Annotated in this window: 14 protein-coding genes; all 14 read left to right on the forward strand. The window is 64.1% G+C overall.

Annotated elements, in window-relative coordinates; all coding sequences use genetic code 11:
* The first annotated feature begins 301 nt into the window (after positions 1–301).
* A complete protein-coding gene (locus tag LJY18_RS22630; protein WP_372866788.1) occupies positions 302–1,345 on the forward strand; it encodes a methyl-accepting chemotaxis protein in 1,044 nt (347 codons plus the stop codon).
* 169 nt (positions 1,346–1,514) lie between these two features.
* Positions 1,515–3,299, forward strand: coding sequence for a protein-disulfide reductase DsbD (locus tag LJY18_RS02520; RefSeq protein ID WP_238040155.1), 1,785 nt, complete (start codon positions 1,515–1,517; stop codon positions 3,297–3,299).
* 121 nt (positions 3,300–3,420) lie between these two features.
* The gene (gene aroQ / locus LJY18_RS02525) at positions 3,421–3,864 is read left to right on the forward strand and encodes a type II 3-dehydroquinate dehydratase (RefSeq protein WP_238040156.1); all 444 of its coding nucleotides are present in this window, start codon (positions 3,421–3,423) and stop codon (positions 3,862–3,864) included.
* A 22-nt stretch (positions 3,865–3,886) separates the two neighbouring features.
* Complete coding sequence (gene accB / locus LJY18_RS02530) at positions 3,887–4,342, forward strand: acetyl-CoA carboxylase biotin carboxyl carrier protein (protein ID WP_238040157.1); 456 nt, start codon at positions 3,887–3,889, stop codon at positions 4,340–4,342.
* 17 nt (positions 4,343–4,359) lie between these two features.
* Positions 4,360–5,709: an acetyl-CoA carboxylase biotin carboxylase subunit gene (gene accC, locus LJY18_RS02535; RefSeq protein ID WP_238040159.1), complete on the forward strand. Its 1,350-nt coding sequence runs from the start codon at positions 4,360–4,362 to the stop codon at positions 5,707–5,709.
* A gap of 196 nt (positions 5,710–5,905) precedes the next feature.
* Positions 5,906–6,784: a 50S ribosomal protein L11 methyltransferase gene (gene prmA, locus LJY18_RS02540; protein WP_238040160.1), complete on the forward strand. Its 879-nt coding sequence runs from the start codon at positions 5,906–5,908 to the stop codon at positions 6,782–6,784.
* Positions 6,785–6,865: 81 nt separating this feature from the next.
* Positions 6,866–8,209: a DUF3426 domain-containing protein gene (locus tag LJY18_RS02545; RefSeq protein WP_238040161.1), complete on the forward strand. Its 1,344-nt coding sequence runs from the start codon at positions 6,866–6,868 to the stop codon at positions 8,207–8,209.
* A 254-nt stretch (positions 8,210–8,463) separates the two neighbouring features.
* Complete coding sequence (dusB, locus tag LJY18_RS02550; protein ID WP_238040164.1) at positions 8,464–9,462, forward strand: tRNA dihydrouridine synthase DusB; 999 nt, start codon at positions 8,464–8,466, stop codon at positions 9,460–9,462.
* Positions 9,459–9,779, forward strand: coding sequence for a DNA-binding transcriptional regulator Fis (gene fis / locus LJY18_RS02555; protein WP_238040166.1), 321 nt, complete (start codon positions 9,459–9,461; stop codon positions 9,777–9,779). Before dusB ends, fis begins: the two co-directional genes overlap by 4 nt.
* A 92-nt stretch (positions 9,780–9,871) precedes the next feature.
* Positions 9,872–11,479 (forward strand): bifunctional phosphoribosylaminoimidazolecarboxamide formyltransferase/IMP cyclohydrolase, encoded by a 1,608-nt coding sequence (purH, locus tag LJY18_RS02560; protein ID WP_238040168.1) that lies wholly within the window; start codon positions 9,872–9,874, stop codon positions 11,477–11,479.
* A gap of 199 nt (positions 11,480–11,678) precedes the next feature.
* Complete coding sequence (gene purD, locus LJY18_RS02565; RefSeq protein ID WP_238040170.1) at positions 11,679–12,968, forward strand: phosphoribosylamine--glycine ligase; 1,290 nt, start codon at positions 11,679–11,681, stop codon at positions 12,966–12,968.
* Positions 12,969–13,193: 225 nt separating this feature from the next.
* On the forward strand, positions 13,194–15,977 hold the full coding sequence (locus tag LJY18_RS02570) for a response regulator (RefSeq protein ID WP_442964466.1): 2,784 nt from the start codon (positions 13,194–13,196) through the stop codon (positions 15,975–15,977).
* 322 nt (positions 15,978–16,299) lie between these two features.
* A complete protein-coding gene (locus tag LJY18_RS02575; RefSeq protein ID WP_238040174.1) occupies positions 16,300–16,896 on the forward strand; it encodes a MarC family protein in 597 nt (198 codons plus the stop codon).
* A gap of 196 nt (positions 16,897–17,092) precedes the next feature.
* Positions 17,093–18,361 (forward strand): urea ABC transporter substrate-binding protein, encoded by a 1,269-nt coding sequence (urtA, locus tag LJY18_RS02580; protein ID WP_238040176.1) that lies wholly within the window; start codon positions 17,093–17,095, stop codon positions 18,359–18,361.
* The last annotated feature ends 97 nt before the right edge of the window (positions 18,362–18,458 follow it).

The raw sequence follows: 18,458 nt of genomic DNA on the forward strand, positions 1-18,458 counted from the left end.
CGCCGATGACAGCAACTCCGGCAGCGATGCCTTTTCCGCCCTGCTGGGCCTGGCCGACGACAGCGACAGCACGTCGGCAGAAGACCGCGGCATTGCCCTCAAACGCGATCTTGCCAGCCTGATCAAGCGTTACCCGAGCGAACTGCAGCGCACCCGCGACCTGATCGAACGGCGCACCGCCCTGGCCAGCGCCACCCGCAGCCAGGTCGACCGCGTACAACAGGCCCTTGCCACTCTGGAGCCGGCCGTGCGCGCCGAGCACGGCCGGATCCAGGCCGAAGTGCGCCTGCTCCAGGGCCTGATGATCGGCCTGATCCTGCTGATCGCCCTGGTCATCGATACCATTCAACGGCGCCTGACCAAGGTCCTCAACCACCTGGTCCCGGCGCTGTCGGCCTGGGCCCAGGGCGATTTCGCCGAAGATATCAAGCTCGGCTCACGCACCCGCGAACTCTGCGACATCGAGGCATCGCTGAACCGCCTGCGCGCCTACCTGGTCGACCTGGTTGGCAGTATTCGCCTGCATGCCGAACAGGTTGCCGGTTCCAGCCGCACCCTGGCCGATCTCAGCGGCGGCCTGCATGCCGGCGCCGAACGCCAGGCCGGCGATACCGCGCAGATTCGCGATGCCCTCGGCGAGCTGGAGGCAACCATCCAGCAAGTCGCCGGCGATGCCAGCCAGGCCGCCGGCGCCAGCCGCGACGCCGACCGCGCCCTGGAACAGGGCCAGCAGGTGATCGGCCAGAGCCTCAGCGGGCTGCATGCGCTGGTCGGCGAAGTGCAGGGCAACGCCCAGGCCATCGAACGCCTGGCCGAGGAAACCGCAACCATCGGCAATGTACTGACGGTGATCCGCGGCATCGCCGAGCAAACCAACCTGCTGGCCCTCAACGCCGCCATCGAAGCGGCCCGCGCTGGCGAAGCGGGACGCGGTTTCGCCGTGGTTGCCGATGAGGTGCGCTCCCTGTCGCAGCGCACCAGCGGTGCCACGGCAGAAATCCAGGAACTGATCGGCCGCCTGCAGCAGGCCGCGCGACAATCCGTCAGCGCCATGCGGACCCAGGTCGAACACGCCCAGGCCAGCGCCGGCCAGGCCGAGGCGGCCGATGGTGCGCTGGACGAAATCATCGCGGCGATTCGCACCATCGCCAGCATGGCCGAGCGCATCGCCGACGCCACCGCCCAGCAGAGCGGCGCGGTCAGCGAAATCCGCGGGCACAGCGAGCGCATCCACCAGCTCGGCGGCGACAACCTGGTACGCATCGGCGAAGGCCGCCAGCAAGGCGATCGGCTGCTGCAGGTGGGCGGCCAACTGCACACGGCGGTCCAGGCGTTTCGCCTGTAACGGGGCCGGCGAGGCGCCGGACAGACTAGCCGCGGCCATCTGTCGCAGGCGCCCAGACCGGCGTGATTAGCGGCCATTGATGCGCCTGACAAGACCGCTTACAGCCTGGACCTGCCGCTGGGGCGCCGGCTTGGTTATGATGCACTCACGTCCAACCTGCGAGACCGCCATGCGCCGCTTGCTCTACCTGATCCTGCTGCTGGTTGCCCTGCCCGCTGGCGCAGGCCTGTTCGACAACCGCCCCGCCCCCGCACCACTGGGTGCGTCGCTGAACAACAGCGAGGATTTCCTCCCTGTGCGCGAGGCGTTCAAGCTCAGCCTGATCGACAGCTCGAGCGACTCGATCAAACTGCGCTTCGTCGCTGCCGAAGGCTACTACCTCTACAAACACCGCTTCCAATTCAGCAGCGAGCCCGCCGATATCGCCCTGGACGCGGCGCAACTGCCAGCCGGCAAGGCCAAGGTCGACGACTATTTCGGCGATGTCGAGGTGTACTACGGCGTGCTGGATGTCGAGCTGCCACTGGATAATCCGGACAACCGCCCGCTCAACCTCAGCGTCAGCTACCAGGGCTGCGCCGACAAGGGTTTGTGTTACCCACCGGAAACCGAACAGCTGAAGATTGCCGGTGGCCTGCTGGCCACCCCCAGCATCACACTGCCCACCCCGGATGCTGCAAGCAACAGCTGGAGCTGGAGCGACCTGGCGCTGTTCTTCCTGGCGGGACTGGGCCTGACCTTTACCCCGTGCGTCTTGCCGATGCTGCCGATTCTCTCCGGCGTGGTGCTGCGTGGCCAGGTGGGTGGACTGCGCAGTTTCAGCCTGTCGCTGGCCTATGTGCTGCCGATGGCCCTCTGCTTCGCCTTGCTGGGCGCTCTGATGGGGGTATTCGGTGCCGGCCTCAACCTGCAGGCGCGCCTGCAATCGGCGTGGATCCTGGTGCCCTTCGCCGCCTTCTTCGCCTTGTTCGCCCTGGCCATGTTCGGCGTCTACGAACTGCGCCTGCCGCGCCGCTTCAGCGAACCGCTGGACCGCCTGGCCGGCAAGACCCGTGGCGGCTCTTACGCCAACGCCGCCGTGCTCGGCGTACTCTCCAGCCTGCTGGTATCGCCCTGCGTATCGGCCCCCCTGGCTGGCGCCCTGCTCTACATCAGCGCCAGCGGCGACGCGTTGGGCGGTGGGTTGAAACTGTTCGCCCTGGGCCTGGGCATGGGTGCGCCACTGGTGCTGTTCGCCACCGGTGGTGGCGCCCTGCTGCCGAAGTCGGGCACCTGGATGATTGGCGTGCGCAATGCCTTCGGCGTACTGCTACTGGCGGTCGCCGTGTGGCTGCTCGAACGAGTGCTGCCGGGTCAGCTGTCGCTGGCCTTGTGGGGCCTGCTCGCCGGTGGCGTCGCGCTGTTTCTCGGCGCCCTGGAACTCGGCCCGAAAACCCACAAGCAGAAACTCAGCCAGCTGGCCGGCCTGGTGCTGCTGGTCTATGCCCTGGCCGCCTGGACCGGTGCCCTGCAAGGTCAGAACGACCCCTTGCGCCCGCTCGGGCGCATGCCGCTGGCCGGCAGCGCAGGTGAGCAAGTGGAATCGAGCAACTGGCAGACCATCAGCAGCCCGGCCGAGCTGGATGCGGCCTTCGCCGCCGCGCAACGCGCGGGCAAGCCGCTACTGCTCGACTGGTACGCCGACTGGTGCATCAGCTGCAAGGTGATCGAACGCGAAGTGCTGAATGCCGCAGCAGTCGCCAGCCAGCTAGGCGACTACCGCCTGGTGCGCTTCGACATCACCGAGAGCAACCCGGCCCAGCGCGCCCTGCTCGATCGTTACCAACTGTTTGGCCCCCCGGCAATCCTGTTGTTCGATGCCACGGGTGACGAATGGCAGGATCTGCGCGTAGTTGGTGAAATCGACGCGGCAGACTTTGCCAGCCGCCTCAACCAGGCCAGCGAACGCTTCTAAGGCCCACAGTCACATAAATGACGCAAAATACCGCCATCGTGTCGACTATTGCGGGGAACTGGACAGCCTTGCGCCGTCTCCGGCATAGTCCGCCAGTGCAAACAACAAGGAACACCGGATCATGGCCACCCTACTGGTGCTGCACGGCCCCAACCTGAATCTGCTTGGCACCCGCGAACCGGGTGTCTATGGCGCCACCACCCTGGACCAGATCAACCTCGATCTGGAGCGGCGCGCCCGCGAGGCTGGCCATCATCTGCTCTACCTGCAAAGCAATGCCGAGTACGAGCTGATCGAGCGCATTCACGCCGCAAAAGGCGAAGGTGTCGACTTTATCCTGATCAATCCCGCCGCTTTCACTCATACCAGCGTCGCATTACGTGACGCATTGCTGGCGGTGAGCATCCCATTCATCGAAGTGCACCTGTCCAACGTGTACAAACGCGAAGCTTTCCGCCATCACTCCTACTTTTCCGATGTTGCAGTAGGGGTGATCTGCGGTCTTGGCGCCAGCGGTTACCGGCTGGCCCTGGAGGCCGCACTCGAACAACTTGAACAGCCCTGACCTCACTGGGAGTTGAGCCACTATGGATATACGTAAAGTCAAGAAACTGATCGAACTGCTGGAAGAATCCGGCATCGACGAGTTGGAAATTCGCGAAGGCGAAGAATCCGTGCGCATCAGCCGTCACGGCAAGCAACCGACCTACGCCCAGCAACCCATGTACGCCCCACAGCCAGCACCGGCAGCGCCTGCCGCTCCTGTTGCCGCCGCCGAAGCCGCCGCACCGGCTGCCGCCAAACTGAACGGCACCGTGGTGCGCTCGCCAATGGTCGGCACCTTCTTCCGGGCCGCCTCGCCGACCTCGGCCAACTTTGTTGAAGTGGGTACGAGCGTGAAGAAAGGCGACATCCTCTGCATCGTCGAAGCGATGAAGATGATGAACCACATCGAGGCCGAGAGCAGTGGCACCATCGAATCCATCCTGGGCGAGAACGGCCAGCCGGTGGAATACGACCAGCCCCTGTTCACCATCGTTTGAACCGCGGAGAGTCTCCGATGTTGGAAAAAGTCCTGATCGCCAACCGCGGCGAGATCGCCCTGCGCGTCTTGCGCGCCTGTAAAGAGCTGGGCATCAAGACCGTCGCGGTGCACTCCACTGCTGACCGCGAACTGATGCATTTGGCCCTGGCCGACGAATCGGTGTGTATCGGCCCGGCCTCCGGTGCCCTGTCCTACCTGAATATTCCAGCGATCATCAGCGCCGCTGAAGTCACCGGCGCCACCGCCATCCACCCGGGCTACGGCTTCCTCGCGGAAAACGCCGACTTCGCCGAGCAGGTGGAAAATTCCGGCTTCGCCTTCATCGGCCCAACAGCTGCGACCATTCGCCTGATGGGCGACAAGGTATCGGCCAAGGACGCCATGAAACGCGCCGGCGTGCCAGTGGTACCCGGCTCCGACGGCCCGCTGCCGGAAGACGAAGAAACCGCCCTGGCGATTGCCCGCGAAGTCGGTTACCCGGTGATCATCAAGGCCGCTGGCGGCGGCGGTGGTCGCGGCATGCGCGTGGTGCACAAGGAAGAAGACCTGATCAAATCGGCCAAGCTGACGCGCAGCGAAGCCGGGTCGGTGTTCGGCAACCCGATGGTCTACCTGGAAAAATTCCTCGGCAACCCACGTCACGTGGAAGTCCAGGTGCTCTCCGACGGCCAGGGCAACGCCATCCACCTGGGTGACCGCGACTGCTCGCTGCAGCGCCGCCACCAGAAGGTGCTGGAAGAAGCACCGGCCCCGTTCATCAACGAGAAGTCCCGCGCCGAGGTGTTCAAGCGCTGCGTCGATGCCTGCATCGAGATCGGTTATCGGGGCGCGGGTACCTTCGAGTTCCTCTATGAGGATGGCAACTTCTACTTCATCGAGATGAACACCCGTGTCCAGGTCGAGCACCCGGTCAGCGAAATGGTCACCGGCATCGACATCGTCAAGGAAATGCTCAGCATCGCCGCTGGCAACAAGCTGTCGTTCACCCAGGAGGACGTGGTGATCCGCGGCCACGCCCTGGAATGCCGGATCAATGCCGAAGACCCGGACAACTTCATGCCCTGCCCCGGCAAGGTCAAGCACTTCCATGCGCCTGGCGGCAACGGCGTACGGGTCGACTCGCACCTGTACAGCGGCTACACCGTGCCACCGCACTACGACTCGTTGATCGGCAAGCTGATCACCTACGGCGCGACCCGCGACGAGGCCTTGGCCCGCATGCGCAACGCGCTGGACGAGATCGTTGTCGACGGCATCAAGACCAACGTGCCGTTGCACCGTATGCTGGTCCGCGACAAGGGCTTCTGTGAAGGTGGCGTGAATATCCATTACCTGGAAAAGAAACTGGGCATGGACAAGCACTGATCCCATGACCAGCCGCACGTCGGCGATGCGCGGTTAACGCCGCCAGGTCATGCATCATGCATAAAGTCACGACAAGGGCTGCCATTGGGCGGCCCTTGTCGTCTCTGCGCGGTGCGGCGGTGGCAGCCGGGCCACCGCTTCAAGTAAGCTGCGCGGCCAATCGCACCATCACGCCACAGCGCTCACGAGGTTCCCCATGCCCTGGTTACAAGTCCGTCTCGCCATCACCCCGGATCAGGCAGAAACCTACGAAGACGCCCTGCTCGAGGTTGGCGCCGTATCGGTAACCTTTATGGACGCCGAAGATCAGCCGATTTTCGAGCCGGACCTGGGCACCACCCCGCTGTGGTCGCACACCCACCTGCTCGCCCTGTTCGAAGCGGACACCTCGGCCGATGCGGTGTTTGCCCACCTGCAACTGCTGACTGGCGCCGAGCTACCGGAACATCACGCCGAGGTGATTGCCGACCAGGACTGGGAACGCAGCTGGATGGACAACTTCCACCCCATGCGCTTCGGCCAGCGCCTGTGGATAGTGCCCAGCTGGCATGCGGCGCCCGAACCCGACGCAGTCAACCTGCTGCTCGACCCGGGCCTGGCATTCGGTACCGGCACCCACCCAACCACCGCGCTGTGCCTGGAATGGCTCGACGGCCAGGATCTGAGCCACTGCGACGTGCTGGATTTCGGCTGCGGCTCGGGCATCCTGGCCATCGCCGCCCTGCTCCTGGGCGCCCCCCAGGCAGTTGGCACCGATATCGACCCGCAAGCCCTGGAGGCTTCGCGCGACAATGCCGGGCGCAATGGCATCGACCCAGCCCGCTTCCCGCTCTACCTGCCCGCCGATCTTCCGCAGCAGCAGGCCGACGTCGTGGTGGCCAATATCCTCGCCGGCCCCCTGGTGGCTCTGGCGGCGCAGATCACCAGCCTGGCCAAGCCCGGCGGACGCCTGGCCCTGTCGGGGATTCTCGCCGAGCAAGCCGAAGAAGTGCGCGCAGCCTACGCTGACGCCTTCGCACTTGACCCGATTGCCGAGAAGGAGGGCTGGGTGCGTATCAGCGGCACTCGTCGCTAGCCCAGACACTGCCGCTTGTTCTGGCTCCTGCGTTAGACTAAACGCGTTACTTCACCTAATCGCAGGCCGCCGGATCGTCGCATGACCGAAAGTTTCGTCACCCAGTGCCCCCACTGCCACACCAGCTTTCGCGTCAGCCTCGTGCAGCTTGGGGCAGCCCGTGGTGCCGTGCGCTGCGGGGCCTGCCTGCACGTATTCAATGCCGCGCAGCAACTGCTCGAGCAGGGACAGCTACCCGGAGCCTCGCTCCAGACAGCACCCTTGGCGCCTGCGCCGACCAGCCTGGCCGCCGCGCCAGCGCCCCAGACCAAGCCCGGGCAGACCACTGCCCAGCACAAGAGCGACAGCGATACGCTGTGGATTCATGACGACCTGGACCTGGACAACCTCGACCTTGACGAAGAACTGGCCAAGCTGGAAGAACAGGAACAGCTGCTGGCCCAGCAGTTCCTCGCGCTGAACCAGGCACCCGCGCATACCGAGCCCTTCCGCGCCCCGGCGGAGACCGGCAGCCATGACGAAGCCTGGGCCGAGGCACTCCTGCAAGAAGACACGCCGCAGGCGCCGCCGAGCTTTTCTGCCATTCCACACGAAGACTCACCCCAGGCCCTGGCGCCAGCGGACGATCTGCCAGCGGCCGCGTCGTCCGACCCGGCGCAAGTGGATGACGCTGTTTACGACGCAGCGCCGCTCACACTCAGCGCACTGGACGCGGACAACCCGGAACCCGCACCGGACGAATCAAGCCAGCGCCCCCTGCGCAACGAACCCAGCATCGACGCAGACGCCCTCGACAGCCTGGACGAGCCCGCAACTGACTCCGCCGCGCCGCAGCCTTCCGAGAGAATATCGGCCCGGAGCGAGCCCGGCCTGCGCGACGAGCACCTGTTCGAGCTGCTCGACGAACCGCTGCAACTGGATGACTGGCAACCGCCACGCAAGCCCTGGGGGCGCTGGCTCGGCTGGGGCCTGCTGAACCTGCTGGCCGCGACCGCCCTGATCGGCCAGCACATCCACTACAACTTCGACGAGCTGGCACGCCAGGATCAATACCGGCCCTGGTTCGAACAGCTCTGCCCCGTTATCGGTTGCACCTTGCCGTCCAAGGTCGATATCAACCAGATCAAAAGCAGCAACCTGGTGGTGCGCAGCCACCCCGAGTTCAGCGGCGCCCTGGTTGTCGATGCGATCCTCTACAACCGTGCGCCCTTCGCCCAGCCATTCCCCTTGCTGGAAATGCGCTTTGCCGACCTCAATGGTCGGTTACTGGCCAGTCGTCGCTTCAAACCCAGCGAATACCTCGCCGGCGAGCTGGCCGGACAGCTGGAAATGCCGCCGCAGACACCGATTCATGTATCCCTGGACATTCTCGACCCTGGCGCCCAGGCGGTTAACTACAGCCTGAGCTTCCACTCGCCGGAGTAAAGAATCGGGCATGGGGCATCACGCCCCAGCATCCAGGCAACTCCGCCCCCACCCATCCCCTCTGGCTCCCAGCTGATCCCGCAGACTCTTTGGGCTTACTCAGGGGCGAATCCACCCGATGGCTATAAGCCAGCAACTGTTCAGAATTTGTTCAAAACAGCCTTTATCCGGTCATCCAGAGCGGGTATGATTCCCACCCTTTTTCGCAGTCTCCTATTGGTCTCAACAGTACGTCTCTTGAGCAGGGAAGCCCCATGTCGGCGTTATGCATCGGCCCCTATACATTGCCCAACTCGCTGATTCTCGCGCCCATGGCCGGAGTCACTGACCGGCCGTTTCGCCAGCTCTGCCACCGTATGGGCGCGGGCATGGTGGTATCGGAAATGGTCACTAGCGATGTGCGCCTGTGGAATACCCGCAAGTCGAGCCTGCGCTTGATCCATCAGGACGATGTCGAGCCACGCTCGGTGCAGATCGCCGGCGGCGACCCGCAGATGCTTGCCGAGGCGGCTCAGCGCAACGTCGAACTGGGCGCGCAGATCATCGACATCAATATGGGTTGTCCGGCCAAGAAGGTCTGCAACAAGGCTGCCGGCTCCGCCCTGCTGAAGGACGAGGACCTGGTGCGCGAAATTCTTCAGGCGGTGGTCGCTGCGGTGGATGTGCCGGTGACCCTGAAAATCCGTACTGGCTGGGACCGGCAGAACAAGAACGGCATCATCGTGGCGAAGATTGCCGAGCAGGCGGGGATAGTGGCACTGGCGGTGCATGGCCGTACCCGCGCCGACCTGTACACCGGCAATGCCGAATACGACACCGTCGCCGCGATCAAGCAGGCGGTATCTATTCCGGTGCTGGCCAATGGCGACATCGATTCGCCGGAAAAGGCCAAGGCGGTATTGACTGCCACTGGTGCTGACGGCCTGCTGATTGGCCGGGCCGCTCAGGGCCGGCCGTGGATTTTCCGCGAGATCGAGCACTACCTGCGCACCGGCCAGAAGCTGGCAGCACCGAGCCTGTTCGAGGTGGAACGTATTCTGCTGGAGCACATGGCCGAGTTGCACCTGTTCTACGGCGAGGTGATGGGGGTGCGCATCGCCCGCAAGCATGTCGGCTGGTACCTGGCTACCCTGCCGGGCGCCAGGGAGTTTCGCGCCCGATTCAATCGTCTGGAAAGTACGGACGCGCAGTACACCAACGTTCGCCAGTACTTCGGCGAACGGCATAATGATGGAGATGGGGTGGCCGCATGACGATGTTGACCGAGACGTTAGGAACTGGAATGGCTCCCGTGAGCGACAGTACAAGCTTGAAACAGCACCTCAATACGCCGAGCGAAGAAGGGCAAACCCTGCGCGGCAGTGTCGAGAAAGCCCTGCACAACTATTTTGCCCACCTCGAGGGCGCGGACGTCACCGACGTCTACAACCTGGTGCTCACCGAAGTGGAAGCGCCACTGCTGGAAACCGTGATGAATTACGTCAAAGGCAACCAGACCAAGGCCTCCGAACTGCTCGGCCTGAATCGCGGCACCTTGCGAAAAAAGCTCAAGCAGTACGACCTGCTCTGAAGCTGCAGACCGGGCATACGGCTTTTTCTTGAAGCTTGCCGCCTGCGGCTCACAGCTCCATACCAATTTTATTACGCCACCGGACCCGATCAATGACCGACCAGACCACCCGCCTCCCCGTCCGCCGCGCGCTGATCAGCGTTTCCGACAAGACCGGCATCCTTGAGTTCGCCCGTGAGCTCGTTGCTCTCAACGTGGAAATCCTCTCCACTGGCGGCACTTACAAGTTGCTCAAGGACAACGGCGTGGCCGCTGTGGAAGTCGCCGACTACACCGGTTTCCCGGAGATGATGGACGGCCGGGTGAAGACCCTGCACCCGAAGATCCACGGCGGCATCCTCGGTCGTCGCGACCTCGACGGCGCGGTCATGGACCAGCATGGGATCAAGCCGATCGACCTGGTCGCGGTCAACCTCTACCCCTTCGCCGCCACCGTGGCCAAGCCCGGTTGTGACCTGGCCGACGCCATCGAGAACATCGACATTGGCGGCCCGACCATGGTTCGCTCGGCAGCCAAGAACCACAAGGACGTGGCTATCGTGGTCTCGGCTGGCGACTACGCCGGCATCCTCGACAGCCTGAAAGCCGGCGGCCTGAGCTATGCGCAGCGCTTCGACCTGGCGCTCAAGGCCTTCGAGCATACCGCCGCCTATGACGGCATGATCGCCAACTACCTGGGCACCATCGACCAGCGCGCCGAGACTCTGAGCACCGAAGCCCGCGGCACCTTCCCGCGCACCTTCAACAGCCAGTTCGTCAAGGCCCAGGAAATGCGCTACGGCGAGAACCCGCACCAGAGCGCGGCGTTCTACGTGGAAGCGCAGAAAGGCGAAGCGAGCATCTCCACCGCCGTGCAGCTGCAGGGCAAGGAACTGTCGTTCAACAACGTCGCCGACACCGATGCCGCCCTCGAATGCGTGAAGAGCTTCGTCAAGCCGGCCTGCGTCATCGTCAAGCATGCCAACCCCTGCGGCGTCGCCGTGGCCCTGGACGAGCAAGGCGGCATCCGTCAAGCCTACGAACTGGCCTACGCCACCGATACCGAATCGGCCTTCGGCGGCATCATCGCCTTCAACCGCGAGCTGGATGCTGCCACCGCCCAGGCCATCGTCGAGCGTCAATTCGTCGAAGTGATCATCGCTCCGAAGATTTCCCAGGCGGCCCGCAATGTGGTGGCCTCCAAGGCCAACGTGCGCCTGCTCGAGTGCGGCGAATGGCCGGCCGAACGTAGCGCGGGCTGGGACTTCAAGCGGGTCAACGGCGGCCTGCTGGTACAGAGCCGTGACATTGCCATGATCACCGCCTCCGACCTGAAGATCGTCACCCAGCGCGCCCCCAGCGAGCAGGAAGTCCACGACCTGATCTTCGCCTGGAAAGTGGCCAAGTTCGTCAAATCCAACGCCATCGTCTACGCCAAGAACCGCCAGACCATCGGCGTCGGCGCCGGCCAGATGAGCCGCGTCAACTCCGCCCGGATCGCCGCTATCAAGGCCGAGCATGCCGGCCTGCAGGTGGCCGGTTCGGTCATGGCCAGCGACGCCTTCTTCCCGTTCCGCGATGGCCTGGACAACGCCGCCGCCAACGGCATCACCGCGGTGATCCAGCCAGGTGGCTCGATGCGCGATGCGGAAGTGATCGCCGCCGCCGATGAAGCGGGCATTGCCATGGTGTTCACCGGCATGCGCCATTTCAGGCATTAAAATCGGCCGCGATCGGACAGGTATCTGCGGCGTTGCCCGGCCCTTCCCCCATGCTCATTGCCAGAAGGCAACTCCGCTGGGTGAAGCGCCGGGCGCCTTGCATCTACCAGCCCGATCGCGACCTCGACATTCGTAGGGTGGATAGCGCATTTCCTATCCACCAAACGGGCCGCAGGCCCGCCTCCTGAAGGAGAACTCCATGAACGTACTGATCATCGGCAGCGGCGGGCGCGAGCACGCGCTGGCCTGGAAAGTCGCACAAGACCCGCGAGTAACCAAAGTCTTCGTCGCCCCGGGTAACGCCGGCACCGCCACCGAGGCCAAGTGCGAGAACGTCGCCATCGACGTGCTGGCCCTGGAGCAGCTGGCCGATTTCGCTGATAAAAATGTGCAGCTGACCATCGTCGGCCCGGAAGCGCCGCTGGTGGCAGGCGTGGTCGATCTGTTCCGCGCACGCAAACTGGACATCTTCGGTCCGACGGCCGGCGCGGCCCAACTGGAAGGCTCGAAAGCCTTCACCAAGGACTTCCTCGCCCGCCATCAGATCCCCACCGCCGATTACCAGAATTTCACCGAAGTCGAGCCGGCCCTGGCCTACCTGCAAAAGGTCGGCGCACCTATCGTGATCAAGGCCGACGGCCTGGCCGCCGGCAAAGGCGTGATAGTCGCCATGACCCTGGGCGAAGCCGAAGACGCGGTACGCGACATGCTCGCCGGCAATGCCTTCGGTGAAGCCGGCTCACGGGTGGTGATCGAGGAATTTCTCGATGGCGAGGAAGCCAGCTTCATCGTCATGGTCGACGGCAAGAACGTCTTGCCGATGGCCACCAGCCAGGACCACAAGCGCGTCGGCGACGGCGACAGCGGCCCGAATACCGGCGGCATGGGCGCCTACTCGCCCGCACCGGTGGTCACCGCCGCCGTGCACCAGCGGGTGATGGACGAGGTGATCTACCCCACCGTCAACGGCATGGCCAGCGAAGGCAACGTCTACACCGGCTTCCTCTATGCCGGGCTGATGATCGACAAGGCTGGCCAGCCGAAGGTCATCGAATTCAACTGCCGCTTCGGCGACCCGGAAACCCAGCCGATCATGGTGCGCCTGGAGTCATCGCTGGTCCTGCTGATCGAGGCCGCCCTGGCGCAGGCGCTGGACAAGGTCGAAGCGCGCTGGGACCCACGACCGACCGTCGGCGTGGTCCTGGCCGCTGGCGGCTATCCGGGCGATTACGCCAAGGGTGACGTCATCGAAGGCCTGGACGAGGCGGCCAAGCTGGATGGCAAGGTGTTCCATGCCGGCACCGCACTCAAGGACGGCCAGGTGGTTACGGCCGGCGGCCGGGTACTCTGCGCCACGGCCATTGGGGCCAGCGTTGCCGACGCCCAGCAGCAGGCCTACCGCCTGGCGGAGAAGATTCGCTGGAATGGCTGTTTCTACCGCCGGGATATCGGTTACCGCGCGATTGCCCGCGAACGCGGCGAGGGATAAAGGAAGGACGGCAAATCCGTTCAGCCGCCCAGTCGGACGGCGGGAACAGGGCACGACCCCCAGGCGGGTCGTGTCGCCAGCGCCAAGAGCGTCAACGCCAGGCAGCGACGGCGCCGCCCTGCCAGTGGTCGCTTTCACCGCGTCTGGACTGGCCATCCCGGCCATATTCCGCTACATAACGGCTTGGCTATAATCCGGCCACTTATCATTCAAAGGGAATTCAGCGTGCGCGGGCTCAGGATTGCCACAGGACTACTCGTCGGTTTGCTCATGGCCTGTCTGTTGCCGACAGCCATGGCCGAGAACGAACCAGACGCGTTTGACGCGCAGCCCGATAACTGGTCGTATCTGCTCGACCCGAGTGCTGCGCTAACCCTGGAGGATGTGCGGGCTCGCCACCAGCAGTTCCAGCCCCTCAGCCAACAGGCCTTCACCTTCCCCCCCAGCGAGCAGGCCGTTTGGCTGCATGTCGAACTGCCGCGCCACCAACAGCCGAACTGGCTGTGGATCTTCGCCCCGCGCGTGCAGTACCTCGACTATTACCTGTTGCGCGATGGCGCGCTCGAGCGCGAGGTCCAGACCGGCGAATCCAGGCCGATGAGTTCGCGACCGCTCGACTCCCGGGCCTACCTGATGGCGCTGCCGAACGATGACCAGCCGCGCGAAGCCTATGTGCGCATGACCTCGAACCATCCGCTGATGGCCTGGTTCAAGATCATTGACGACGCCGGACTGGTGGCCCAGGAAAAACCCGCCTACGTCTTTGGCGCCTTGCTCGGCGGCCTGCTGTTGCTTGCCCTGTACAGCCTCATCCGCTTTTTCTACAGCCGCGCCGCCTGCTGCCTGTGGTTGAGCGCCCTGCATTTCAGCCTGGCGACCTGTGCGGCGGCCAATCTCGGTCTCTTCGCCGTCTGGGTGCCCAGCCAGAGCTACAACCAGTCGCTGGTCGCCGACTTGTCGGCGCTGCTGGCCGCCTTCTTCCTGCAGATCTTCTGTCTCGATTTCATGCGGCAAACACCGGCCCAGCCGGGCAGGTTCAAACACCTGCTGCAAGGCAACGCCGTGCTGATCCTCGCCGTTGCGCTGGTGATCGCCAGCACCGGCCTGCTCTGGTACAGCACGCTGATCTACCTGCTGGTGCTAGTCAGTGCCTTGAGCGTCCTGCTGGTGGCTGGTCGTCTCTGCTACGACGGTTATCAGCCCGCGCGCTTCATCGTCGTCGGCATGCTGGTATTCATCCTCGGCTTCAGCGCCTGCATCCCGGTATTGCTCGGCCTCGACCAGCTCAATCCCGGCTGGCTGGTGATTGCCGTCTTCAGCATCGCCACCCTGGGCGGCATCTTCCTCAGCCTCTCGCTCGCCGAACGGCAACGCCAGATCCAGCGCAGCAAGTTCAGGGAAAGTACCACGCTGGCCGCCAGTGCGGCCGAACTCAAGGCCAAGGCCGACTTCCTCGCCAAGATCAGTCACGAGATCCGTACACCGATGAATGGCGTGTTGGGCATGACCGAGTTGCTGCTTGGCACCCCCCTGTCGGCCAAACAGCGTGACTACGTGCAGACTATCCACAGCTCGGGCAACGAACTGCTGGCGTTGATCAACGAGATCCTCGACATTTCCAAGCTCGAGTCCGGGCAGATCGAGCTGGACGACGTGCAGTTCGACCTCAATGCGTTGATCGAGGACTGCCTGGACATCTTCCGCGCCAAGGCCGAGCAACAGAAGGTCGAACTGATCAATTTCATGCAACCGCAGGTGCCACGGGTGATCAGCGGCGACCCGACGCGTTTGCGCCAGACCTTGCTGAGCCTGCTCGACAATGCCTTCAAGCAGACCGACGAAGGCGAAATCCTCCTGGTCGTGGCCCTCGATACCGCAGGCGAACAACCGCGCTTGCGCATCGCCGTGCAGGACAGCGGCCGCCCGCTGCAGGCCAGCGAGCGCGATGCCCTGCTCAATACCGAACTGCACAGCAAGGACTTCCTCGCGGCGACCAAGCTCGGCGGCCGCCTCGGCCTGATCATCGCCCGCCAACTGGTGCGCCTGATGCATGGCGAGTTTGGTATCCAGAGCGGCGGTGCCCAGGGTTCGACCCTGTGGCTGACCCTGCCCTTGGACAGCCAGCGTCTGGAACAGCCCACGGCCGACCTCGATGGCCCGCTGCAAGGCGCACGCCTGCTGGTGGTGGATGACAACGACACCTGCCGCAAGGTGCTGGTGCAGCAATGCAATGGCTGGGGCCTGCAGGTCAGTGCCGTGCCCTCGGGCAAGGAAGCCCTGGCCCTGCTGCGCACCAAGGCGCACATGCGCGAATACTTCGACGTGGTGCTCCTCGACCAGGACATGCCCGGCATGACCGGCATGCAGCTGGCGGCCAAGATCAAGGAGGACCCCAGCCTCAACCACGACATCCTGCTGATCATGCTCACCGGCATCAGCAATGCGCCGAGCAAGATCATCGCGCGCAACGCCGGGATCAAGCGCATCCTGGCCAAGCCGGTGGCCGGCTATACCCTGAAAACCACCCTGGCCGATGAACTGTCCCAGCGCGGCGGCGACAGCTCGCCGGTGTTCACCCCGACCCGGGTCAGCGCACCGCTGCATGTGCCGAGCGACTTCCGCATCCTGGTCGCCGAAGACAACACCATCTCGACCAAGGTGATCCGCGGCATGCTCGGCAAGCTCAACCTGCAACCGGACACCGCCAGCAACGGCGCAGAAGCCCTCAGCGCGATGAAGGCGCAGCCCTATGACCTGGTGCTGATGGACTGCGAGATGCCGGTGCTCGACGGTTTCTCCGCCACCGAACAACTGCGTGCCTGGGAAACTGCCGAGCAGCGCCCGCGCACGCCGGTGGTGGCATTGACCGCCCACATCCTCAATGAACACAAGGAGCGCGCGCGTGAGGCCGGCATGGACGGCCACATGGCCAAACCGGTGGAACTCTCGCAATTGCGCGAACTGCTCGAATACTGGATCGCCCAGCGGGAGATCCGCCAGCAACACTAAGTCCGGCCCTGAGCCACCCGGCAGCTGCCGGCGGCGACTGCGTTTCAGGCAAAGCGCAGCGCATGGATCGGCGGCAGGTTGGGGTGAAGCTGATACGTGCCCTGCGCCGCCCCGGTAGGCAGCCGCTGCCGACCGTGGTTAATCCAACCGGTATAACCGCCGCCGTTGGCGTGGTCCGCTTCGGCTGCCGAACGACTGCCAGGTTGCCGTGCGCAATTGCCGCAGCGGGCACTGGAGATCGGCACGACAATCCCGGATCATGCAGGCGGCGCCGGCAGTGCCGGCCACGCCCCTCCCCTCACCCAAGAGACGAGCCCAATCCATGGCGTCCGAGTTGTTCAGTCTGTATCTGAAGTTGCTGGTGCTCTACAGCCCATTCTTCGTGTTGTCCTGCTTTATCGGCCTGAGCCGTGGCTACACGGTCAAGGAGCGCAAGCGCCTGGCCTGGAAGGTCGCGCTTGGCGTACTGATTTCCAGCTTGCTGCTGTACCTGTTCGGCAAGCACATCTTCACCCTGTTCGGCATCACCATCGACGCCTTCCGGATCGGTGCCGGCAGCGTGTTGTTTATCTCGGCGCTGGGCATGGCCCAGGGCAAGTCGGCGGTGCAAAGCGACAACGTGCAGCAGGACGTGACCATAGTGCCGCTGACCATCCCGCTGACCGTTGGTCCCGGCACCATAGGGGCGCTGCTGCTGATGGGGGCCAGCCAGCCGCATTGGAACGACAAACTGTTGGCAGTAGTCGGCATCGCCCTGGCCAGCCTGACGGTCGGCGTGGTGCTGTACCTGTCGAACCAGTTCGAACGCCTGCTCGGCGATCAGGGCCTGCAGATCGTCAGTCGGCTGATGGGCCTGTTCGTCTGCGCCCTGGCCGCGCAGATCATCTTCACCGGGGTGAAGAACTACCTCTCGCTCTGAATCGGTGCGCAGTGGCCTGGCAGCCTGCTCCAGGCCCCTGGCGCGCACCAAAGCTGCGCATTCAGCGCCACATGAAAAATCCTGAAAACTTGTCCAGCCCTTATGAGACAAGGCTTTGCGAGCGTTGGCACGGATGCTGCCATTAGACTGGTGACCCTCCTGGTCCCACCCAATCGCTGCGCATGGAGCCATAACAATGAAGCGTCGTCCTCTCCTGAAATCCACCCTCGCTGCCAGCGCCCTGCTGCTCAGCGGCTTGTTCCCGTTCACCGTGCAGGCGGCCGAAACCATCAAGGTCGGCATCCTCCACTCGTTATCCGGCACCATGGCTATTTCCGAGACCTCGTTAAAAGACATGGCCCTGATGACCATCGACGAGATCAACGCCAAGGGCGGCGTACTCGGCAAGCAACTCGAACCCGTGGTGGTCGACCCTGCGTCCAACTGGCCGCTGTTCGCCGAACGGGCTCGGCAACTGCTGAGCCAGGACAAGGTCGACGTGACCTTCGGCTGCTGGACCTCGGTGTCGCGCAAATCCGTGCTGCCGGTGTACGAGGAGCTCAACGGCCTGCTGTTCTACCCCGTGCAGTACGAAGGCGAAGAACTCTCGCCGAACGTCTTCTACACCGGTGCGGCGCCCAATCAGCAGGCCATCCCGGCGGTCGAGTACCTGATGAGCGAAGACGGCGGCGGTGCCAAGCGCTACTTCCTGCTCGGCACCGACTACGTCTACCCGCGCACCACCAACAAGATCCTGCGCGCCTTCCTGATCAGCAAAGGCGTGGCCGACAAGGACATCGAAGAGGTCTACACCCCGTTCGGCCATAGCGATTACCAGACCATCGTCGCCAACATCAAGAAGTTCTCCGCCGGTGGCAAGACCGCGGTGATCTCCACCGTCAACGGTGACTCCAACGTACCCTTCTACAAGGAACTGGCGAACCAGGGCATCGACGCCACCGACATTCCGGTGGTGGCCTTCTCGGTCGGCGAGGAAGAACTGCGCGGCATCGACACCAAACCGCTGGTTGGCCAACTGGCCGCCTGGAACTACTTCCAGTCGGTGGAAAATCCGGTTAACAGCGCGTTCGTCGCCAAGTGGAAGGCCTATGCCAAGGCCAAGAACCTGCCGGGCGCGGACAAGGCGGTGACCAACGACCCGATGGAAGCCACCTACGTCGGCATCCACATGTGGGCCCAGGCGGTCGAGAAAGCCGGCAGCACCGACGTCGACAAGGTGCGTGACGCCATGGCCGGGCAGACTTTCGCCGCGCCGAGCGGTTACACCCTGACCATGGACAAGACCAACCACCACCTGCACAAGCCGGTGATGATCGGCGAGGTCCAGGAAGACGGCCAGTTCTCGGTGGTCTGGCAGACCGAAGGTCCGGTCCGCGCCCAGCCGTGGAGCCCGTACATCGAAGGCAACGACAAGAAGCCGGATTACGCGGTGAAGTCGAACTAAGCGGTGTCGTAGTCCAGATGCAATTCGGCAGAAGCTAACTGCGGATTGCATCCGGGCTTCGCTGAGCGCCCTCTTTGCCGCTTCGGCAAGGGGGGCT

Source organism: Pseudomonas sp. MMS21 TM103, assembly GCF_022132145.1.
In the GTDB taxonomy this organism is placed as follows: domain Bacteria; phylum Pseudomonadota; class Gammaproteobacteria; order Pseudomonadales; family Pseudomonadaceae; genus Aquipseudomonas.